The sequence below is a fragment of the Streptomyces incarnatus genome, assembly GCF_001027185.1.
GTDB classification, from domain to species: domain Bacteria; phylum Actinomycetota; class Actinomycetes; order Streptomycetales; family Streptomycetaceae; genus Streptomyces; species Streptomyces puniciscabiei.
In genome coordinates, this window is the sequence record NZ_CP011497.1 from 331,237 (window position 1) to 352,166 (window position 20,930).

The window sequence follows — 20,930 nt, forward strand, 5'->3', positions numbered from 1 at the left end:
AGTCTCGGCGCGCCCGGCCGGCCGGAACAGCCGGTCAGACCCCGGACCCGATGGGGGGCTTTCCCTACGAAGGCCAGGGTGTTGCCCCCCTGCCGAGCCGCTGACCTCAGCCTTCTCGGGAGGCCGGCCCGGCGAGCAGTTCCAGCGTGTCGATGACACGGTGGGAGAAGCCCCACTCGTTGTCGTACCAGGCGACCACCTTGATGTGCCGGCCGTCGACGCGGGTCAAGGCGGAGTCGAAGATCGAGGAGGCCGGGTTGCCGGTGATGTCGGAGGACACGAGCGGGTCGTCCGAGTACTCCAGGATGCCGGCCAACGGGCTCTCGGCCGCGGCGCGGTACGCGGCCAGGACGTCGTCGCGGGTCACGTCACGGGCGACGGTCGTGTTCAGTTCGACGATCGAGCCCACCGGTACGGGCACGCGGATCGAGTCGCCCGACAACTTGCCGTCGAGGTTCGGCAGCACCAGGCCGATCGCCTTGGCCGCGCCCGTCGTGGTCGGCACGATGTTGACGGCGGCGGCGCGGGCCCGGCGGGCGTCGCGGTGCGGGCCGTCCTGCAGGTTCTGCTCCTGCGTGTAGGCGTGCACGGTGGTCATGAAGCCGTGCTCGATCCCGGCGAGTTCGTCCAGCACGGCGGCCAGCGGCGCGAGCGCGTTGGTGGTGCAGGAGGCGTTGGAGACGATCGTGTGCAGCTCCGGGTCGTACGCGCCGGTGTTGACGCCGTAGGCGAGCGTGACGTCGGCTCCGTCGGACGGCGCGCTCACGAGCACCTTCCGCGCGCCCGCGTCGAGGTGTGCCCGGGCGGCCTTCGCCGAGGTGAAGCGGCCGGTCGCCTCCAGGACGATGTCCACCCCGAGGTCGGCCCAGGGCAGTTGGGACGGCTCGCGTTCGGCGAGGACGGTGATCCGACGGCCGTCGACGACGAGGGCGTCCCCGTCGACGGTGACGGGACGGCCCAGCCGGCCGGCCGTGGTGTCGTAGGCGAGCAGCCGGGCGAGGGTGGCGGGCTCGGTCAGGTCGTTCACCGCGACGACCTCGAGGGCGCTGCCGCGTTCGAGCAGGGCGCGCAGCACATTGCGTCCGATACGGCCGAATCCGTTGATGGCGATGCGAGTCATGAGTGGTGTCCCTTCGGTTGCCCTCGGTTCCCCACCAGCGTCGCGTGCCGCGTTCGCGCATGACCGTGTCGTGGGCGCCATGGTTCGCAAGGATCGCGCCAGGCGCTATTCACCCCGGGTGAAGGTGCGCCGGTATTCGCTCGGGGTGGTGCCGAGGATCTGCTGGAAGTGGGTCCGCAGGTTCGTGCCGGTGCCGAGGCCGACGTCGGCGGCGATCTGCTCGATGCTGCGTTCGGACCGTTCGAGCAGTTCCCGGGCCAGGTCGATGCGGGCCCGCATCACCCACTGCATGGGCGTGTATCCGGTGTCCTCGACGAAGCGCCGGGAGAGCGTGCGCGGGGAGACCGCGGCGTGCCGGGCGAGCACCGAGAGGGTGAGCGGCTCGCCGAGGCGGTGCAGCGCCCACTCGCGGGTCGCGGCGAACCGCTCGCCGAGCGGCTCGGGCACGCTGCGCGGTACGTACTGGGCCTGGCCCCCGCTGCGGTAGGGGGCGGCGACCAGGCGCCGGGCCGCGTGGTTCGACACGGCGACCCCGAGGTCCTTGCGCAGGATGTGCAGGCACAGGTCGATACCGGAGGCGGCTCCGGCGGAGGTCAGCACGGTGCCCTCGTCGACGAAGAGGACGTTCTCGTCGACCCGGACCAGTGGGTGCTTCGCGGCGAGGGCCCGCGCGTAGTGCCAGTGCGTGGTCGCCCGCTTGCCGTCGAGCAGTCCCGTGGCCGCGAGTGCGAAGGCCCCCGTCGAGATGGCGGCGAGCCGCGTGCCCCCGGCGTGGGCGGCGAGCAGCGCGTCGACGACGGGCCGTGGCGGATCCTCGCGGTCGGGGAAGCGGTAGCCGGGGATGAAGACGATGTCCGCCCACGCGAGCGCGTCGAGTCCATGGGCGACGTGGTACGACAGCCCGTCACCGCCCGCCACGAGCCCGGGCTCCGCCCCGCACACCCGCACCTCGTAGGGCATGCTCGCCCGCGTCGTGAACACCTGCGCGGGGATCCCGACATCGAGCGGTTTGGCGCCTTCGAGCACCAGGACGGCGACGCGTCGCAGACGGGGGGACGGCACGGACACAGGGTACGAGAGGCTCAGCGGCCGCCGTCGGGACCGCCTGAGGAGAGGCGCAGTTCGAGTTCGAGCTCGTGCCGGATCGGAATGCCGTCCATGCCGAGCCGCGGGATGGTCGGCTTCAGCGCCCGGGACCGGGCGACGGCGTCCCGGTGGACGGCGACGAGGTCGAAGCCGTAGCGCTGGTAGAACCGCAGGTCCCGTACGTTGTCGTTCGTCGTCACCAGCCAGAGGCGCCCGGAACCCACCCCGCGCGCGGCCCGCACCAGGGTGGTCGGGTCATGGGCGCCCCTCCGGCTCACCGAGACGGCGGTGACCGGTGCCACGGCCGGCTCCGCCGCCACGCGCCTGTCGACAGTCATGCGCCCAGTTTTCCAGACGGCCGGCGCACGACGGCGGGCCCCGTCGGAGGTGAACCGACGGGGCCCGCTGCCCGAGGGTGTACGGGAGGTGGCCGGGGTCAGTCCGTGCCGGACTCCATCGCGGCGCGGTCCAGGGCCTGGTCCTCCTCCGAGACCTCCCCGCGGGAGGCGATCGCCTCGGCGCCGCCGGAGGGCATGGCGCCGATCAGGCCGGTGGAGGCGGCCTGGGCCGCGCCGATCAGGGCCGGGTGCTCGGTGCCGACCATGCCCAGGCCGGCGTACTGCTCCAGGCGCGCGCGGGAGTCGGCGATGTCGAGGTTGCGCATGGTGAGCTGGCCGATCCGGTCGGAGGGGCCGAACGCGGAGTCCTCGGTGCGCTCCATGGACAGCTTGTCCGGGTGGTAGCTGAACGCCGGGCCCGTGGTGTCCAGGATCGAGTAGTCCTCACCGCGCCGCAGCCGCAGCGTCACCTCGCCGGTGACGGCGGCGCCGACCCAGCGCTGCAGCGACTCGCGGATCATCAGCGCCTGCGGGTCCAGCCAGCGGCCCTCGTACATGAGGCGGCCGAGCTTGCGGCCCTCGGTGTGGTACTGGGCGAGGGTGTCCTCGTTGTGGATCGCGTTGACCAGGCGCTCGTACGCCGCGTGCAGCAGGGCCATGCCGGGGGCCTCGTAGATGCCGCGGCTCTTGGCCTCGATGATCCGGTTCTCGATCTGGTCCGACATGCCGAGGCCGTGCCGGCCGCCGATGGCGTTGGCCTCCATGACCAGCTCGACCGGCGAGGCGAACTCCTTGCCGTTGATCGTCACCGGGCGGCCCTGGTCGAAGCCGATCGTCACGTCCTCGGCGGCGATCTCGACCGACGGGTCCCAGAACCGTACGCCCATGATCGGCTCGACGGTCTCGATGCCGGTGTCCAGGTGCTCCAGGGTCTTCGCCTCGTGCGTGGCGCCCCAGATGTTGGCGTCGGTGGAGTACGCCTTCTCCGTGCTGTCGCGGTACGGCAGGCCGTGCGCGAGCAGCCACTCGGACATCTCCTTGCGGCCGCCGAGCTCGGTCACGAAGTCGGAGTCCAGCCAGGGCTTGTAGATCCGCAGGTGCGGGTTGGCGAGCAGGCCGTAGCGGTAGAACCGCTCGATGTCGTTGCCCTTGAAGGTGGAGCCGTCGCCCCAGATCTGCACGTCGTCCTCGAGCATCGCCCGGACCAGCAGGGTGCCGGTGACGGCGCGGCCGAGGGGCGTGGTGTTGAAGTAGGCACGCCCGCCCGAGCGGATGTGGAACGCGCCGCAGGCGAGCGCGGCCAGTCCCTCCTCGACCAGGGCCGCACGGCAGTCGACCAGGCGCGCGATCTCGGCACCGTAGGTCGTCGCACGGCCGGGTACCGAGGCGATGTCGGGCTCGTCGTACTGGCCGATGTCGGCGGTGTAGGTGCACGGGACGGCGCCCTTGTCGCGCATCCACGCGACGGCGACCGAGGTGTCGAGACCGCCGGAGAAGGCGATGCCGACGCGCTCGCCGACCGGAAGGGAAGTGAGGACCTTGGACATAGGAAGAGTATGCATCATCCCGCATGTCCATGCATAGCCCGGGTCCACAACCGAGTGAAGCGGCGTCTCACGGGGAGCGGCTTCTCACCCGGTCGCGTCCCCGGCGGCGAGCGTGAACGCCTGCTCCACCGCGGAGGGGATGTCGGTGACCGGGAAGAGCGTGTGCCGTACGGTCCGGTCGGGCCCGACGACGAGGACGAGTCGCTTGATGCGCAGGTCCTGCCCGGCCCGGAAGGTCGGCAGGCGCAGGCCGGCGGTGAGCTGGAGCCGGGCGTCGGACAGCAGCGGGAAGGGCAGGTCCTCGGCCCGCGCGAAGGCGGCCTGTTCCCCGGGCGTCTGGGTGCTCACACCGTGGACGGCGATGCCCGCGGCCTCGAACCGCGGCCAGGCGGCGCGGAACTGGCGGTTCTCCAGGGTGCAGCCCGCGCTGCCGGGGATCGGCGGCCCGGCGAGGCCGGCCGGAACGCCGGGGACACCGGCCGCCGGGTAGGCGAAGAGCACCGTCGGGCGGGGGGCGGCGGCCACCGGGTCGTGCGAGCGGCCGTCGGTTCCCGGCAGCCGGAGACCGGCGGGCACGGCCTGGCCGACGAGCGAGGCGACCCGCTGGGCCTCGGCGCCGTGGTCGGCGGCCTCCCCGGTGAGCGTGCCGTCGCCCAGCAGCCACCGGTCGGCCCAGTCCTGCAGCGCCACCAGGACCGGAACGAGACCGCGGCCCTGTTCGGTCAGCACGTACTCGTAGCGTGGCGGCCGGTCCTGGTAGAGGCGGCGCTCCAGCACATGGTGCTCAGTCAGGGCGCGCAGTCGCTCGGTGAGGACCTTGCGGGAGACACCCAGTTCGCCGGCGAGCCGGTCGAAGCGCACATGACCGCGCGCGATCTCCCGCAGGACGAGCAGGCTCCACCAGTCCCCCACCACCGCCGCGGCCTGCGCGATGCCGCAGGCGTCGTCGGTCACCCGCCGTGAACTCATCGTCGCCCTCCCGGAACAAAGCCGTTGACATGCCGCCGGATCCCGATAGTAGGTTCCCTTTCGGAACTTGGTAAGTATCGAAAGGGAACTCACTATGTCCCAGCAGACGTGGACCGCCGTCGACGACTACTTCAACGCGCTGCTCGTGCCGGAGGACGACGCCCTGCTCTCGGCCGCCGGGGACAGCGACGCCGCGGGGCTCCCGGCGATACAGGTGGCCCCCAACCAGGGCAAGCTGCTCCACCTGCTGGCCCGGATCCGGGGCGCCCGCCGCATCCTGGAGATCGGCACCCTGGGCGGCTACAGCACCATCTGGCTCGCCCGGGCCCTGCCGGACGACGGCCGCCTGGTCACCCTGGAGAGCGACCCGCAGTACGCCGCCGTCGCCGCCGCCAACATCGCCCGTGCCGGGCTGGACCACATCGTCGACATCCGCGTCGGCAGGGCCCAGGACACGCTTCCCGTGCTCGCGGCCGAGGAAGCCGGCCCCTTCGACCTGGTCTTCATCGACGCCGACAAGCCCTCCAACCCCGAGTACCTCGAGTGGGCCCTGAAGCTCAGCCGGCCCGGGAGCGTCATCGTCGGCGACAACGTGGTCCGCGAGGGGGCGGTCACCGACGCGGGCAGTGACGACCCGCGCGTCCAGGGCGTGCGCCGCTTCACCGAACTCATCGCCGGGCACCCGCGGTTGACCGCCACCACCCTCCAGACGGTCGGCTCGAAGGGCTACGACGGCTTCACCCTCGCCCTGGTCACCGGGTGAGCGTCCGACCGGCGGGACGCACCGCCACGCCCGCGCCGGTCGTCGGTGGCGCCGGCCCGGCCGCGACGGCCGGTGGCGGCACGTCGGCCGCCACCGGAGGCTCCCTGGCAGGAAGAGTCACCGCCCTGCCGAGAGGCCGGGGGTCAGCTGCCGGTCAGCAGCCGTCGTACGACATAGCCCGCGGAGTCCACGCCCGAGCTGCCGCCCTCGACGAGCGCCGCGACCGAGATGCGGGAGTTGTAGGCCGTCAGCCAGCCGTTGGTGTGGTCGCCCTCTTCCGCGGTGCCGGTCTTGGCGCCGACGCCCGCCAGTCCGCCGAGGCGCGGTGCCGCCGTACCGCTGGTGGCCACGTCGCGCATCATCGACTGCAGATAGCCGGCCGTGCGGGCGGAGATGGGCCGGGCCGCCGCCTCCTGGTGCTGTCCCGGCAGGATGACCGGCTGCTGGAAACCGGCGCCCCGGACGGTGGCCGCCACCGACGCCATGAACAGGGGCGTGGCGGTGACCTTGCCCTGGCCGATGAACTGGGCCGCCTGGTCGCCGCCCTGCACGTCCGGCGGGATGCTCGGGTCGGTGGTGCCGACTCCCCCGCCGATGGACCAGCTGCCCATGCCGAAGACGTTCACGGCCTCGTCGTGCAGCGCGGAGGCGTCCCCGTCGTGCACGAGGTAGTGGAAACCATCCTTGATGAAGGACGTGTTGCAGGACACCGTGAACGCCTGAGCGATCGTAGAGCCCGGATTGGCCCGCACCCCAGGGTCGTTGTGGAACAACTGACTGTTGGCCGGCTGTGAATCCATACAGGGAGCCGCGCTGCTGGGTGTGAGGCCGACTCGGTCGAAGAGAGCCGCGGAAGTGATGATCTTCATCGTGGAGCCGGGGGACTTGATGCCGTTGATGGCGATGTCGCCGTCGTCGCCGGAGTGCGCGATCGCCAGGATGTGGCCGTTGCGCCAGTCCAGTGCCACGGTACCGGCGGGCTTCTGCTGCAGGTGGGCATCCTGCACGGCGCGCTCGGCCACCGTCTGCAGGCCGGCGTCGATGGTCGTCCTGACCACCGCCGGACGGCCCTTGACGAAGACCTTCAGCGTCTTCACGCCCGCTCCGCCGGCGTCGACGACGGCCACGCCCGTGCCCGGGGTGCCGCCCGTGGGCTTGGCGTTCTTTCCGATCGTGGCCGCGATGTCCCGCAGTGACGCGAAGCCCGACAGATCGGTCTTGCCGTCGCTCGCCACGACCTTGGTACCGCCCGCGCCGGCCGGCAGCGTGCCCGCGGTCAGCGACTGGCCGTCGTCCAGGCCGGGATAGAGCACCGAGTTGTTCCAGTGGACCGCCGAGTGGCCGTTCGTGCTCTTCAGCACGGCCACCGCGCTGGGGTAGCTCCAGGTCCCGCCCGCGACCTGAGCGGTCACGTCGAAGGTGACCTTGGTCGCGCCCGCCGTCACCGACGAGGGGCCCACCGACACGATGTGACCGAACGACAGCTTCTTCAGGTGCAGTCCGTTCGCGTAGTCGCGCAGCGCCTGCGCGGCCGTGCCCGGTACGTCGGTCTCGCCGGCCGCGCCGTCCACCTGCCGGCGGGACCAGCTGTCCAGGAACGCGCGGGCCCGCGTCACCGCCTCGGCGTCCGACGGGGGCGTGCTCGACAGCGCCGAAGGGTCGAATGCGCGCGCGTCCTGGGAGCCCGTGTCGCCCGCCGAGCCCGAGGCCAGGCTGTGCACGATGTTGTAGATACCGATTCCCCCCAGGGCGAGCAGCGCGGTGCAGGTACCGGCGAGGCCGATCTTCACAGCTCTGTTCATGGGCAGGATCGTATGTATGTTCCATGGAAAAGTGTGCCGAGTTCCATGAAACAGTGTGCGGATCGTCGGTAGATCGTTATATGAGCCATCGGGACGTCAAGCCAAGTCCCGGCGCGAGCAGGCGAGTTACGGCCTCACCCTGGAGTCGCCGTGCCGCTTCCGTTCCTCCGCCAGTCGTCTGCCCATCCTGGGTGCGGTGCTCACTGGCGGTGCCGCTCCCGTTCGCCGGTGTGCTCCGGCTCCCGGCCCGGCCTCGTCATCGCTCCCGTCGCCGGCGGCGGACCGGGCCCGGCCTGAGGCCTGCCCCCGGCGGCCGCCCACCGCGGGAAGTTCAGCCGTCCGCTGGACCAAGCACCGCTGCGGGTGTCGCCTACACGCCCGAGGCCACAGTCTTCAGTTCGGTCAGTGACTCCCGGATCAGCTGCCGCATCGGGCGTTCCTCGCCCGGTGCGATCCAGCGTTCGAAGGCGACCTTGAAGACGGCGACCCCCGCCTCGGCGGCGAGGCTCGCGGTCGGCTCCGCGACGCCACGGCCGCGCAGGGTACCGGCGAGGGCGGCCGCCATCGAGGCGAATTTGATCAGCTCGCGCTCCCGGAGCTCGGCGTTCGCGGTGATGACGGCATGGCGCCGGCGCGCGAACTCCCGCCGGTCGGCGAACACCTCGGCGGCCGCGTCGAGCCCGGCGGACAGCGCGTCGAGCGGCACCGCTGTCTCCGGGGCGCCGGCGACCGCCCGCACGATCAGCTCCTCCAGTTCGCCCGCGCCCGCGAAGAGGACCTCGCGCTTGTCGGCGTAGTGCCGGAAGAAGGTCCGCTCCGTGAGCCCGGCCCGCTTGGCGATCTGGGCCACAGTGGTCTGCTCGTAGCCGTGCTCGGCATAGAGCTCCAGTGCGGCCTGCGCCAGGCGTCCTCGCGCGTCCGGCTCCCATCTACCCATGCCGGGATCCTACGTGATGACAGAGACTGACATCAGGTGCTAGCGTCTATGACAGTCACTGACATCAACCGTCTGGGGTCTCCCATGCGCATCTTCGTCACCGGCGCCTCCGGCTGGATCGGATCCGCCGTCGTACCCGAACTCATCGACACGGGACACCAGGTCGTCGGGCTCGCCCGCTCCGAGACGTCCGCCGCCGCGCTCACCGCGGCGGGCGCGGAGGTCGTCCGCGGCACCGTCGACGACCTCGACCTGCTGCGGGACGCGGCCGCCGCGTCGGACGGGGTGATCCACCTCGCCTTCAAGCACGACATCGCCTTCGGCGGCGACTTCAAGGGCGCCGCCGAGGCCGACCGCCGCGCCGTCGACGTCTTCGGCGAGGCGCTCGCGGGCACCGGCCGGCCCTTCGTCCTGGCCTCCGGCCTGGCCGGCCTCGCCCTCGGGCGGGCCGCGACCGAGCGGGACATGCCCACGCCCGACGGCTCACCGGTCCACATCCGCGCCGTCACCGCACAGGAGGTCCTCGCGTTCGCCTCACGCGGGATCCGCTCCTCCGTGGTGCGGCTCTCGCCGACCTGTCACGGCGAGGGAGACAACGGATTCATGGCGATGCTGGTCGCCCTCGCCCGCGAGAAGGGCGTCTCCGCCTATCTCGGCGACGGCGCCAACCGCTGGCCGGCCGTCCACCGCCTCGACGCCGCGCGTCTGTTCCGCCTGGCTGTCGAGCACGCCCCGGCCGGATCGGTGCTGCACGGGGTCGCGGAGGAGGGCATCGCGCTCCGCGATGTGGCCGAGGTGATCGGCCGGCACCTCCACGTGCCGGTGGTCTCCCTGGCACCCGAGGCGGCGGCCGGGCACTTCGGCTGGCTGGCCGGCTTCTACGGCCTCGACGTCCCTGCGTCGAGCGCGCTGACCCGCGAACTGCTGGACTGGAAGCCGACCCAACCGGGCCTGCTGGAAGACCTGGACAAGGGACACTACTTCCACGCTCCTGCAGCCGGCGCCTGACGCGATTCCGTCGACCCAGGGGTGGGACGCCGGGTGCCCTGCGGCAGGAGACGGTGCGCCGCGGTGGCGCTGGAGCCCGGCGGCGGTCGCGCGCCCGTCGGCGGGAACGGGCAGCGAACGGAGGGGCGCGGTCAGGAGGCTCGGGGTGGAAGGCCGGCCAGCCCTGTGTCGCTCATGATGCGCTCGACCGTCTCCGCGAGGGTGCTGTCAGCGCCGATGACCGTCTCCACTCCCCCGGGCAGCAGGTCGCGCCGCCGGTACCAGTCCCGCAGGTCGGCCTCGCCCACGTGGTCGGCGATCGGTTTGGTGGCGTGGCGGGCGAGGGTTTCCTCCAACGGCACGTCGAGGTAGTAGCCGTGGGTCGGCCCCCGGTGTTCGGCACGCAGCCGGGCGAGCATGTCGCCGTAGCGGTCGGCGTACAGGATGCCCTCGACGATCACGTGGTAGCCGGCGTCCAGGGCATAGCGGGCCACGGTGTCGATCAGGCCGATGTTCGCCGCTCCCGGGCGGTCCCGCTCCCGCAGCACGACCCGGCGGAGGTTGTCCTGTGCCACCAGGGCCAGCCCACGGCCGAACCGGTCGCGGACGCCCGCCGCGACGGACGACTTGCCCGAGGCGCTGTTGCCGCGCAGCACCACCAGCCGGGTCTGTTCGGTACCGACTCCCACCTGCGGCAGGGTACCCGGCGGAAGGTCTCGGCGCGGTGCTCAACCGGCGCCTGGTGGCGGCCCGTTCCGCGCCCTCCGGGTGCCGGTGGTCACCAGTCGACGTGTGCGGTGATCCATTCGGCCAGGCCGTCCTCGTCGGCCGCCGGGGGCAGGTCCGGACCACAGGTCGGGTGGTCCATCCGGGCAGCTGCTGCCAGCCGTCCATATAGCTGGACAGCCACGGCCGTTGGCCAGGGACGCGTCGGAAGGAGTCGCAGACCGGTTCGTTCTGCCGGTTCCAGCCGCGACGCCGTATCTCCTCGTCAACGGCGCCGACGTCTTCGGGGACGTGCGGCCCATGGGGCAGGGCGACGAATTCGGCAACGGCCTCGACGGTCAGGGGACGGTGGGCGAGGGCATGTACGGCTGGCTACCGGCATGCGGATCACTCTGGGATCACGGCCTCGGCGCCCTGCCGACAAGGCCCGGTCAGCTCGGCTCGGGTGCACGGTGCTTGTGAGCACCGGGATCGGGACTGATGTGCGTCAGGTAGGCGTCGAGACGCGTGGCCGCGTGCAGCATGGCCAGGCCCTGTGCGGTGAGTTTGTCCTGCCAGGCCTCCAGTGAGGAGACGAGCGCGTCCGTGCCGCCCGCCGTGCGGATCTGGTGGACCACGCCGGCGATGTGGTCCAGGAGATGACCTCCGCGCCGGAGGAGGTGGGCGAGCTCGGCGTCACGGATGTCGTCGGCGCCGAAGACGCGGTATCCGGTGGCCGGGTCCCGGGCGGGCCTGAGGATGCCGGCGTCCTCCCAGTTGCGCAGGGTCGCGGGTGTCACACCGAGTTGGTGCGCGAGTTCGCCGACCGTGCGGGTACCGGGATCCCGGGCGGGAGCCGGGGTGGCCTCGGACTCCGCCGTCAGGTGGGACACCGCGGCACGTACCGCGGCGAGGGTGTCCCGGTCGCGCAGCAGCAGGCCGTGCCCGCGGTCGACGATCGTCAGGGCCTCGTCGAGTTCGTCCCGGTGAAGGGCGTTCATGATCTGGCCGGCGGCCGCGTACCCGTAGGCCGGGACGAGTGAGAGGTAGGCGCGGAGCGCTGCCGCGTGCACCTCGGTGTAGACGCGGTAGCCGCTGGGGGTGCGTTCGGCGGGCGGGATGAATCCGTGCCGCTCGTAGTTGCGCACGGCCTGGGTCGAGATGCCGTGCTCGCGCGCGAGGTCGGTCGGTCGCAAGGTGCTCACCGGTTGAGACTTTAGCGCAGGTTCTGACCATGCTTACGGTTCAGATGGCGGAGGGAGCTCCGGCAAAGTCTCAACCGACCTTTCAAGGATACGATTGAGGCCCATGAGTCAGGACATCCGAGACTTCGTCACCCCGTCATGCCAGGTCTTGGGCCTGGGTGAGCCGACACACCAGGAACCGGCCTTCGGGCGGATCCGGAACGAACTCTTCGCCCAGCTGGCCGAGCACGGTTTCCGGTCGATCGCCCTGGAGAGCGACCGCGTGGCGGCGCTCGCCGTGAACGACTACGTCCAGGGAGGAGCCGGAAACCTCGACGCGCTCATGCGCGAGGGCTTCTCCCACGGCTTCGGAGACCAGGACGCCAACAGGCGGCTGGTCAGCTGGATGCGCGACCACAACCAGCACCGGCCGCCGGCCGAACGCCTGGCCTTCCACGGCTTCGACGCCCCGCTGGAGAACACCTGCGCACCCAGCCCCCGCACCTATCTGGAACACGCCCGCGACTACCTGGGGCTCGACCTCGACCTCGCGGCGCTCACCGGCGACGACACACGGTGGAGCCGGCCGGAGGCGGTCCTGGACCACGCCATGTCCCCCGGCGCCACCGCCGAGGCCGAGCGGCTCCGGGTCATCGCGGACGACCTGTATGTCGCGCTCTACGGCCGTGCCCCGGAACTGATCGCGGCGACCTCCCGCGAGGACTGGTTCAGGGCCAGGACACACCTCACCGCCGGCCTCGGCCTGTTGCGCTACCACAAGCAGTCGGCCCAGCCCCTGGAACCGGGTCCCCGGATAGCCGGGCTGCTCGCCGCCCGCGACGCGCTGATGGCCCAGAACCTCCTGGACATCCGGGCCATGGAGGAGGAGCGGGGCGCGACCCTGGTCTTCGCGCACACCTTCCACCTGCAGCGCAACGCGAGTGCGTGGCGCCTCGATGACCTGAGTGCGCAGTGGTCGGGTGCCGGCGCCATCGTGGCGTCTCTGCTCGGCGAGCGGTACGTCTGCGTCGCCGGCAGCCTGGGCCGCAGTGCGGCTCTGGGGCTCCGGGACCCCGCCCCGGACACCCACGAGGGCCGCCTTCAGAGCCGTATCACCTCCTGGGGCCTGGAACCGGCCGCGGCGGACCCGTCCGCCCGTCCCCGGACCGACACGCACCCGAGGCAGGGCTACTTCCCGCTCGACCGGGCGACACTCGGTGCGGTGGACGCGGTGCTGCACATCAGCGACGGCACGACGGCCGGCACACCGGCATCCGGCTGACTCCCACCGGGGCGGCGGTGGCGACGCCATGACCGGCACCGCTCGCCTCCGCGGCGAGCGGCCGGGCGGCCCGTAGGGTGGGTCCGTGACCGGCGAGACTGATCTGCAGACACTGCTCAGCGGCATGCGTCCGGAACTGAATCCGGGTCGCTATGTCTTCACCATGGCGGAGGGCGGCGTGCCGTCCGGTGTCACCCCCGTGGTGACGGTGGCCGAACACGAGGGGCTGACCCTCGTCGTGCCCCAGGCGGAGGCGGACGCGGCGGGGATGGCGTACGACTATGTGGCCGGCTGGATCACCCTGCGGGTCCACTCCGCGCTGGCCTCGATCGGGCTGACCGCCGCCGTCTCCCGTGCCCTCGCCGACGCGGAGCTGAGCTGCAACGTCGTCGCGGGCTTCCACCACGACCACCTCTTCGTGCCCTACGAACGGGCCGAGGAGGCCGTGGACGTCCTGCGACAGCTGGCCCGCGCCTCTTCCTGACCTCGCAGGGCGGTTCCCGGGGAGGGCTTCAACGCCCTCCGAGCCCGGGCATCGCCCGCGCGGCGTACGCCGGGGACGAGCCCAGCGCGCCCGTCTCCTCGATGCCTGGCTGCCGCGTCACGCCCCTACCCGTGGGCCGCGGTGCGAGCCATGGTGTACCGATGAGCCGCATCAGTCATTCGGTGATCGTCGCGTCCGTGCCCCGTACCTGGTTCGAGGAGGCGGTGGTCGTGTTCTTCGACGTGGTGCGCGGGACCCGTGCCGAGGCGGGGCAGGTGCTGCTTCCCGACGGGCGTGCGCTGCCCGGTGTGCGGCTGGTGGAGGGCGAACATCTGGCACCGGGTGCGGTGTACGAGGCCGAGGACGAGGACGGGCGGCGGCAGGACCCGGAGCGGCTGCGGATCGTCGAGCGGCGGGCGGGAAGCGATCCGGCGGTGCGGCTGGAGCACGTCCTCGGGGACGAAGGCACGGTCACGGTCGTGGAGGGCGCGCTCCAGGGCATCGAGCGGCCTGTCGCCGCCCAACTGCGCGGATCCGTACGGGGGCTCGGCCGTTGGGGGTCGCTGCGGCGGGTGCACGGGGAGGCCCGTGTCGGTCTGCGGGCGTGGTGGGAGGCTGCCGCGGGGCGGCACGTCTCCGGCACGCCGTTCGAGGCGCGCCTGGAGCACCGACTCGCCGAGGCCACCGTGTGGGCGGTGCCCCGTCCGCACGGCGCCGGCCGCTGGAAGGTGCGGCTGGAGCTGTCGCTCCGCGGCCGCTCGTTCCTCCGCCCCGTCGCGGCGGTCGCTCTCCTGCTGTTCCGGAACCGGCTGCGCGAGGCTTTCACCGACAGGGTCGACCGGCTGGCCCAGGTGTGGAACGAGATCGTCCTGGACACCGTGTCCCAGGACAAGAGCCGACTACGCGAACGCATTCTGGACGCAGCCGCCTCACCGCCCGAGGAGCCCCTCCTGTGACGGCACACCCGGGCGGACGCGGGACCGGCGGTCGAGACGGGTGGAGCGTCCTGCTGGTGCGGGCCAGGCGCAGCTGAGGACCATGCCATGGAACAGGCGCGCATCGCCCTCCGCGGCATGTGTGACGGCCACTTGACCTGTCGGCACCACCAGATCCGGCCAGCGCCTGTTCGCGCCACGGGGAACGTCGGGCCGCGCCCTCGGGCGCCTTGACCTTGCCGCCGAGGGCAGGGTTTAGCGTGGGGGCGAGGTGAACGGCATGAGAATCAGTGAGCTGGCGCGTCGGGCGGATACGACGACGAAGGCGGTGCGGTACTACGAGTCGCTCGGGCTGATCGCACCCGAGCGCCTGCCCAATGGCTACCGGGACTACGGCGAGGACCACGTACGCCTCGTGCGGGAGATCAGGACGCTGCACCGGCTCGGAATCCCCGTCGAGCGCACCCGGCCGTTCCTCGAGTGCCTGGCGGCCGGACGCGCGCACGCCGACGACTGCCCCGCCTCGCTCGCCGGCTACCGCGAGGCCATCGACGAACTCACCGAGCGCATCGAGTCCCTGACCGCCCGCCGCGCGACGCTGATCGCCAACCTGAACGCCGCCGCCCACCGGGGCAGCGGCGTCGTACCGCCCGAGGGCAGGGCCACCAGGAGCATGGACTATCTGACGCTGCCCGCGGACCTGCCCGTCCCCGAGGACGACGGCGCGGCGGACCACCTGCCGGGCATGAAGGTGCCGGGCCTCGCGCTGCACGACACGGCGGGCCGTACGGTCCACCTGGACGTGTTCGGCCCCCGGCGCACGGTCGTCTACGTCTACCCGCTCACCGGCCGGCCCGGCACCGACCTGCCGGAAGGCTGGAACTCGATTCCCGGCGCCCGTGGCTGCACGCCCGAGTCATGCGGCTTCCGCGACCACTTCCAGGACCTGCTCGAAGCCGGCGCGGGCCGTGTCTACGGGCTGTCCAGCCAGGACACCGACTATCAACGCGAGGTCGTGGAGCGGCTGGCCCTCCCCTTCGACATGCTCTCCGACCCCGGCCTCAGTCTGGCCGACACGCTCGGTCTGCCCACCTTCGAGGTCCAGGGGATGCGGCTGTTCAGGCGCCTGACACTGGTCCTCCGCGCTGGTGTGATCGAGCATGTCTTCCATCCGGTCTTCCCGCCGAACGAGCATGCCCAGCAGGTGCTGACCTGGCTGCGCGGGAACCCTCTGTAGGCACCACCGGAACGCACCGCGGGCATCCGAGCAGGGCCAGGCTGCCCGCTCCCGGTGGATCCGGCATGGCCGAGTTCCGAGGTCTGGAGAAGGGCTACTTCGAGAGACCTCGACCGTGTGCGGAGCACACGTGGTGACGCCCGCGCGGCGATGGCGTCCCCCGGCTGTATTCGACATCTCCTGCCCGCACATCGGCGGACTCCGGCTCGCGGACCATGAACACATCCACCGGGTCCTCGGTCTCGACGCGGAAGCCGTGCCGTTCGTAGAGCCGTATGGCCCGGCTGTCCCGGAGCACGTTCAGCCGGACCCGGGTGCCGTCGCGGTCGCACCGCTGAAGCAGCAGCCGCAGTACGGCCGTTCCGATGCCCCTGCCCTGCAGGCCCGAGTCCAGGTAGAAATGCTCCAGCCAGTGGGCGTCGGCCGCGGGCCGCAGTGCCACGCATCCGGCCAGGGCGCCGCCCGCCTCGATCACCAGGGTGTGCTCCGCTGCGAACTCGTTCCGCAGCCGCTGCCGGACCTGGTGTTCGTCGTAGCGCCCGAGACGCTCCAGGTCCGCTCTGAGCACCACGGCCCTCAGCTCGGCCACCGCGTCGACGTCCGCCGTCGATGCGGGACGTATCTGCCAGTCCGCCATGATCGTGATGCTAGCGCAGCGGGATTGCCCCGGCTCCGGGGCCGACGGAGCACCGGTGCCACGAGGTCCCGGTTCAGGTGTTCGTCCTCCGCTGCCTTGTGCCCCTGGGCGGCACTCGCCCGCCCCAACAGCCGTACCACGACGGTGCGATGGCCCGAAGTGCTGCCGCGCCCGCCCCGACGAGACTCGGCAGGGCACATCGGAGGGAGGACACTGTGGGATGACACGGAGGGATGACAGCGGGAGGAACGGCACACCGCCGGGCAACGCACAGGGTTCACTCGGTAGAAACCCGCGGGCCCATCCGTATCATCCATGTGTCGGGGGACCCGCAGGACAACTCCCGTTCCCCGCCTGCCGAGCCGCAGGCGACGGAGCGCACCAGAGTCACGATAGGAGCCACAGATGCCTGAGCCCACCGCCCCCGTCACCGAGTTGACCTCGCAGTACGTCAGCCAGGTGACCAACGACCTCGAGCACAACGTCAAGGAACAGGAACGCATCACGGCCGAAATCGCGGCGCTTCAGGAGCAGTTGGCGGCTCTGCAGCACGACCAGACGATTCTGGTGAACATGCGGCAGGCGCTCGGTGTCGCTGCCTCGGTCGGCGCACCCGCCCCGGCCGAGGGCGCCGTGGTACCGGCCCCGCGCAAGAAGACCACCACCGTGTCCGACAAGCGCCGGGCACCGAAGAAGGCGGCTGTCCCGGAGCCGTCCGGCCGCAGGAGGCAGGCCACCAAGAAGCCCGCAGCGGAGAAGGCCCCGGCGGCGAAGAAGGTCCCGGCGGCGAAGAAGACGACCGGCCAGTCCGCTCAGCCCACCCTCATCGAACTGGTCCGGCGCCATCTGGCCGAACAGCAGGAGCCCCGCTCCGCGGCGGAGGTCGCCGAGGCGCTCGGCAAGGCACATCCGGGCCGGGAGATCCAGACCAAGGTCATCCGCACCACTCTGGAGAACCTCGTGGCCCGCAACGCCGTCCAGCGCGGCAAGCAGGGCTCGTCCGTCTTCTACACCCTCGCCACCGCGTCGGATTCGGCGGCGGCGGACACGAAGGGGTCCGGGCCCGACGCTGCCGAGTGAGCCGTGGCCACATCGCCCCGTCCCGCACCGGCAAGGGTGGACGAGTTCCGGACGGGGCGATCCGGCGCGGGTGACCTCGCTGCCGTCGGTGCCGGTAAACCGTTGAGTGACGGTCCGTCAGAAGACCTTGTGCGGCTCACACACCGGCCGTGGCCTTCTGCCGCGTCTGGTCGAACTCGGTCACCGGGTCGCCGCCGGTCCGCCAGGGCCACGCGGTGACGACACCGCCGATCTGCTCGAAGACGGCACGCGCCTCGGCACGCCGGTCCGCGGCCACCAGTGCGTAGGCGAGCAGGTTGAGGTCGGCAAGTGCCTTGGCGTGGCGGAGAAACCCCGGCTGGCTCCAGGTGTGCGCCGCGCGGTCGATGGCCTGCGCGGCCATGGCGTGGGACCAGTGGTTCCGTGCGACCAGTGCCTCGAGCCCGCCGCGGCCCAGGATGGCGTGGTACTGGTGGACCTGAGCGGTGAGTTCGGTCGCCACACATGGCGCGTTGGCGGGCATGCGGGCGCGCAGGGTGTCCACGAACTCCAGCACCTGGATGCGCGACCCCGCCTCGTCCGGGCTGAGGTAGGCCAGCATGTTCAGATAGGCCTCGCGGTTCCAGCGATCGCGTGCGAGCACCTCGTTCCACACCCCGAAGACCTGCGACTGCGCACGGCGCTCCATGCGGACAGCGGCTAGGAGGGCCACCCAGGGCGTGGGGTCTTCCGGGGCGATCTCGGCGGCGCGCAGACAGGTCTCCACGGTGCCGGCGGGGTCTTCCAGGTGTCCCTGCGCGCGGGCCTGCGCGACCTGGGTCCAGGCGTGCAGGACGAGTGCGTCCGCGCTGCGGGGCTCGCGCGTGACCCAGGCCCGCGACAGATGTGATCCGACGAGGTACTCCGCCAGGACGTCCATGCGGTGCGTCCGGCGGTCCCAGTCACCGGGGTCCTGCTCCAGGAGGCGGGACATCTGCGCCACACACAGGTCACTGGTCGCGATGGTGCCGGTCCTGGTGGTCGCCACGAGTGACTTCAGAAGTTTGCCCAGGTCCTGGTCGTCGAGCTCCGGAGCCAGGCGGACCCTTCTGCGGCGACTGGAGAGAAATGCCATGTCCGGAGGCTAGGGCGGATCGGCGGGCATGCAAGGGCTGGGCCGAGATCGTTATGGTTTACACGTACAAGTTGCTTATACAAGTTGCCTATATTGCCGTCCATGCCCGAGATACAGCTGCTCCGTCCGGCTCATGCTCCCGCGCTGTTGGCCTTCGAGCAGGAGAACCGGGCCTACTTCGCCGCGTCCGTCCCCGACCGGGGCGATGACTACTTCGCCCGGTTCGACGAGCGGCACCGCGCCCTGCTCGCCGAGCAGCAGGCCGGTGTCTGCTACTTCCATGTGCTGGTGGGCACCGACGGCGAGGTGTTGGGGCGGATCAACCTGGTGGATGTCGCGGACGGCGGCGCCGACCTCGGGTATCGCATCGCGGAGCGTGCCGCGGGCCGGGGGCTCGCCACCTGGGCGGTGCGGGAGATCTGCGGCCTGGCCGCCCACCGCTACGGGCTGACGGTGCTGCGTGCCGCGGCCAGGCTCGACAACGCGGCGTCGCGGGCCGTACTGGCCCGTTCGGGGTTCACCGTCGTCGGCGAGACCCGGCTCTCCGGTCGCCCCGGTCTGACGTATCTCCGCAGTCTCGCGGACTTCACCTCTCCGGACGGCGCAACGGCTACCTAGGTCCCGGGCGGAGATCTGAACCAGCCGGGAACCGGGTGCAGCGGGAACCGGGTCGAGCGGAGACTGGGTGAGCAGGAACCGGGTCAAGCACAGGGGCGGGTGAGCGGGAACCGGATCAAGCGGAGCACGATCACTCCGGCCGCGGAGACGCCTCGGCGGGTTCGCCGGCGCGCAGTGGTACGGCGAAGAAGGCCGGCGCCGCGCAGGCCGCCACGCCCGCTGCCGTGGCCAGGGTTCCCGGAAGGGACCAGGTGGCCAGTGGGCCGGCGATCGCCGCGCCCGCAGCGAAGGCGGTGATCTTCAGGCTGGCGCCGGTGGTGAAGATCTGGCCGCGCAGGCGGTCCGGGGCCTCCCGGTGGCGTACCGCGAACAGTGCGGTGAGCTGCGGCCCCTCACCGGCCCCGGCCAGCAGCAGGGCCAGGACGAGCGTGGCCGGGCGGCCCGTCGCCGCCAGCGCGAACGCGCCGGCCTGGATCAGGGCGCCGGCCCAGATGACCGGGTCGGGGGCGATGCCCTGCGGGAACCGTGCCAGTACGGCGTTGGCCGCCAGGGCCGAGACAGCCGTACAGGACAGCAGCAGGGCGCCGCGTCCCGCACCGCCGAGGACACGTTCCCCCAGCAGCGGGACGCAGGCCGTGAGCATGCCCTGCGCGGCACAGCACACGACCGAGGCCAGGGTCGCCCGGGCCAGCCGGGGATTTCCCACGACGACCCGCGCACCGGCCGCGAGGTCGCCGAGCAGCGCACCGGGCCGCGCTCGCGGCACCCGCGTCCCGCGCGCCGGAAGCGTCCACGCCGCGGGGGCCGCCGAACCGATGAGCCCCGCCGACACCACGACGGCCGCCGACGTCCCCAGCGCCTCGGCCAGGCCGCCGGCCAGGACCGGACCGGACAGGCTCGCCATGCCGAACGTCATGGCGTCGAGCGCGTTGGCCCGTGGCAGCCGGTCCCCCGCCGCCACCCTCGGCAGTTGGCCCGTCCAGCCGCCGGACAGCGCCGGCCCCAGCAGGCCGGTGAGGACGGCGATCAGCATGGTGACGCCGAACGGCAGCCGGCCGAGCCCGGTGAGGATCACCGCGAGGCCTGTCGCGTACAGGACGAGCGCCACGGCCAGCAGCCGTCCCGGGCGCTGTCGTCTGTCGAGTACCGCCCCGAGCACGGGGCCACCTGCCGCCGCCGCGACCGTGATGCCGGCGAGCAGCGCCGACGCCTCGGAGGCCGAGCCCGCGACGGTGTATCCCGCCAGCAGCAGCGCCGGTCCTGACATCTCGTCCCCGACGCGGGCCACCACCGCCCCCGCGAAATAGCGGACCATCGCGTAACGCTTCGCCACGTGAGTGACGTTACGCAGGTAACTCAAAACTCCGCAATATGCGTTACAGTGCGGTGGTGTCCCCCAGCAACGGCGCCGACGGCGACTGGTCCACCCGGCATTCCGTCCTGACCATGGCCCGCCGCACCGCCGCTCTCGTCAACGCGCTCGCGGCGGACCGCCCCGACCCGGGCCATGTGGCGGAGGTGCTCCGCGCCTACGGCGAGAAGGGTGCCGTGGACCTCACCGCCAGGGATGTCGCGCAGATGCGCGAGGCGGCGCTCCGGCTCCGGGAGGTCTTCGCCGCCGAGAACGCCGACGACGCCGCCGCCGTCCTCAACCGCCTGCTGGGCGAGCACACCGGGCCGCTTCGCCTCACCTCGCACGGCGGCGGCACGCCCTGGCATCCCCATCTCGACCACGACGACGACGCTCCCTGGGGTGAGTGGCTCCTCGCCTCGTCCTGCCTGGCCCTGACCGTTCTCGTCTGGGACCGCCAGCTCCCTCCCGGCAGGATCTGTGCGTCGGCCGCCTGCGGGAACGTCTTCATCACCCAGGGCCCCGGCCCCGAACGCCGCTACTGCTCCAGGCGCTGCGCGACCCGGGAACGCGTCGCGGCCCACCGGCGCGCCCGCTCCACGAGACCGGCCGGGTGACCGAACGGCCCGGGCACGCGGCTCCGGTTGCTCGGGGCAGCGCGTGGCTGAGCAGACCGGCGACGCCCACACGCATGACCGTCCGGTGCGCGAGTTCGCCGTCCGCGGCGGTACGGCGTCCGCCGCTCGCCCGGTCGAGGTCCGTTCGCCGCCGGCTC

The 20,930-nt window shown here is 72.0% G+C and carries 20 protein-coding genes and 1 pseudogene; 9 read left to right on the forward strand and 12 right to left on the reverse strand.

All coding sequences use genetic code 11. The annotated features are described in order from the left end of the window. Positions 1 to 106: 106 nt before the first annotated feature. The 5 genes from gap to ABB07_RS01545 all read right to left on the reverse strand — a co-directional run bounded on the left by gap (position 107) and on the right by ABB07_RS01545 (position 5,060). Entirely contained in the window at positions 107 to 1,120 is a 1,014-nt protein-coding gene (gap, locus tag ABB07_RS01525; RefSeq protein WP_208896859.1) for a type I glyceraldehyde-3-phosphate dehydrogenase, read from the reverse strand. A gap of 105 nt (positions 1,121 to 1,225) precedes the next feature. Beyond that, positions 1,226 to 2,182: a GlxA family transcriptional regulator gene (locus tag ABB07_RS01530; protein ID WP_208896860.1), complete on the reverse strand. Its 957-nt coding sequence runs from the start codon at positions 2,180 to 2,182 to the stop codon at positions 1,226 to 1,228. A gap of 20 nt (positions 2,183 to 2,202) precedes the next feature. Then, entirely contained in the window at positions 2,203 to 2,544 is a 342-nt protein-coding gene (locus tag ABB07_RS01535; RefSeq protein WP_208896861.1) for a GNAT family N-acetyltransferase, read from the reverse strand. Between the two features lie 98 nt (positions 2,545 to 2,642). After that, positions 2,643 to 4,091: an argininosuccinate synthase gene (gene argG / locus ABB07_RS01540; protein WP_208896862.1), complete on the reverse strand. Its 1,449-nt coding sequence runs from the start codon at positions 4,089 to 4,091 to the stop codon at positions 2,643 to 2,645. An 84-nt stretch (positions 4,092 to 4,175) separates the two neighbouring features. Beyond that, positions 4,176 to 5,060, reverse strand: coding sequence for a winged helix-turn-helix transcriptional regulator (locus ABB07_RS01545; protein ID WP_208896863.1), 885 nt, complete (start codon positions 5,058 to 5,060; stop codon positions 4,176 to 4,178). Between the two features lie 94 nt (positions 5,061 to 5,154). On the opposite strand from ABB07_RS01545, the gene ABB07_RS01550 reads away from it, so the two are divergent. Next, on the forward strand, positions 5,155 to 5,823 hold the full coding sequence (locus ABB07_RS01550) for an O-methyltransferase (RefSeq protein WP_208896864.1): 669 nt from the start codon (positions 5,155 to 5,157) through the stop codon (positions 5,821 to 5,823). Positions 5,824 to 5,966: 143 nt separating this feature from the next. Here the strand turns inward: ABB07_RS01550 and ABB07_RS01555 are convergent, their stop codons facing one another. Further along, entirely contained in the window at positions 5,967 to 7,625 is a 1,659-nt protein-coding gene (locus ABB07_RS01555; protein ID WP_208896865.1) for a penicillin-binding transpeptidase domain-containing protein, read from the reverse strand. Between the two features lie 370 nt (positions 7,626 to 7,995). Next, the gene (locus ABB07_RS01560) at positions 7,996 to 8,562 is read right to left on the reverse strand and encodes a TetR/AcrR family transcriptional regulator (protein ID WP_208896866.1); all 567 of its coding nucleotides are present in this window, start codon (positions 8,560 to 8,562) and stop codon (positions 7,996 to 7,998) included. Between the two features lie 84 nt (positions 8,563 to 8,646). Here ABB07_RS01560 and ABB07_RS01565 point away from each other — a divergent pair, with 84 nt between their 5' ends. Beyond that, positions 8,647 to 9,570 carry an SDR family oxidoreductase gene (locus tag ABB07_RS01565; RefSeq protein ID WP_208903218.1) on the forward strand — a complete coding sequence of 308 codons (924 nt, stop codon included), beginning with the start codon at positions 8,647 to 8,649 and terminating at the stop codon, positions 9,568 to 9,570. Positions 9,571 to 9,701: 131 nt separating this feature from the next. Here the strand turns inward: ABB07_RS01565 and ABB07_RS01570 are convergent, their stop codons facing one another. Next, entirely contained in the window at positions 9,702 to 10,247 is a 546-nt protein-coding gene (locus ABB07_RS01570) for an AAA family ATPase (protein WP_208903219.1), read from the reverse strand. Positions 10,248 to 10,706: 459 nt separating this feature from the next. Continuing rightward, positions 10,707 to 11,459 carry a MerR family transcriptional regulator gene (locus ABB07_RS01575; RefSeq protein WP_208896867.1) on the reverse strand — a complete coding sequence of 251 codons (753 nt, stop codon included), beginning with the start codon at positions 11,457 to 11,459 and terminating at the stop codon, positions 10,707 to 10,709. Between the two features lie 103 nt (positions 11,460 to 11,562). Between ABB07_RS01575 and ABB07_RS01580 the strand changes: the two genes are divergently transcribed. From ABB07_RS01580 to ABB07_RS01595, 4 genes are all read left to right on the forward strand, one after another. Further along, complete coding sequence (locus tag ABB07_RS01580) at positions 11,563 to 12,720, forward strand: erythromycin esterase family protein (protein ID WP_208896868.1); 1,158 nt, start codon at positions 11,563 to 11,565, stop codon at positions 12,718 to 12,720. Positions 12,721 to 12,805: 85 nt separating this feature from the next. Continuing rightward, positions 12,806 to 13,204, forward strand: coding sequence for an ACT domain-containing protein (locus tag ABB07_RS01585; RefSeq protein ID WP_208896869.1), 399 nt, complete (start codon positions 12,806 to 12,808; stop codon positions 13,202 to 13,204). A 161-nt stretch (positions 13,205 to 13,365) separates the two neighbouring features. Then, entirely contained in the window at positions 13,366 to 14,160 is a 795-nt protein-coding gene (locus tag ABB07_RS01590) for a hypothetical protein (protein WP_208896870.1), read from the forward strand. A gap of 259 nt (positions 14,161 to 14,419) precedes the next feature. Beyond that, the gene (locus ABB07_RS01595; protein ID WP_208896871.1) at positions 14,420 to 15,376 is read left to right on the forward strand and encodes a MerR family transcriptional regulator; all 957 of its coding nucleotides are present in this window, start codon (positions 14,420 to 14,422) and stop codon (positions 15,374 to 15,376) included. Positions 15,377 to 15,578: 202 nt separating this feature from the next. Here the strand turns inward: ABB07_RS01595 and ABB07_RS01600 are convergent. Continuing rightward, positions 15,579 to 16,013: pseudogene (locus tag ABB07_RS01600) on the reverse strand (N-acetyltransferase family protein); the annotation flags it as partial. A gap of 405 nt (positions 16,014 to 16,418) precedes the next feature. Between ABB07_RS01600 and ABB07_RS01605 the strand changes: the two are divergent. Next, positions 16,419 to 17,093: a BlaI/MecI/CopY family transcriptional regulator gene (locus ABB07_RS01605; RefSeq protein WP_208896873.1), complete on the forward strand. Its 675-nt coding sequence runs from the start codon at positions 16,419 to 16,421 to the stop codon at positions 17,091 to 17,093. A 136-nt stretch (positions 17,094 to 17,229) separates the two neighbouring features. On the opposite strand, the gene ABB07_RS01610 is transcribed toward ABB07_RS01605, so the two are convergent. Further along, complete coding sequence (locus tag ABB07_RS01610) at positions 17,230 to 18,186, reverse strand: hypothetical protein (RefSeq protein WP_208896874.1); 957 nt, start codon at positions 18,184 to 18,186, stop codon at positions 17,230 to 17,232. Positions 18,187 to 18,288: 102 nt separating this feature from the next. Here ABB07_RS01610 and ABB07_RS01615 point away from each other — a divergent pair, with 102 nt between their 5' ends. Further along, entirely contained in the window at positions 18,289 to 18,804 is a 516-nt protein-coding gene (locus ABB07_RS01615; protein ID WP_208896875.1) for a GNAT family N-acetyltransferase, read from the forward strand. A 130-nt stretch (positions 18,805 to 18,934) separates the two neighbouring features. On the opposite strand, the gene ABB07_RS01620 is transcribed toward ABB07_RS01615, so the two are convergent. Further along, positions 18,935 to 20,119 (reverse strand): MFS transporter, encoded by a 1,185-nt coding sequence (locus ABB07_RS01620; protein WP_208903220.1) that lies wholly within the window; start codon positions 20,117 to 20,119, stop codon positions 18,935 to 18,937. A gap of 56 nt (positions 20,120 to 20,175) precedes the next feature. On the opposite strand from ABB07_RS01620, the gene ABB07_RS01625 reads away from it, so the two are divergent. Continuing rightward, on the forward strand, positions 20,176 to 20,772 hold the full coding sequence (locus tag ABB07_RS01625; RefSeq protein ID WP_208896876.1) for a CGNR zinc finger domain-containing protein: 597 nt from the start codon (positions 20,176 to 20,178) through the stop codon (positions 20,770 to 20,772). Positions 20,773 to 20,930 lie beyond the last annotated feature (158 nt).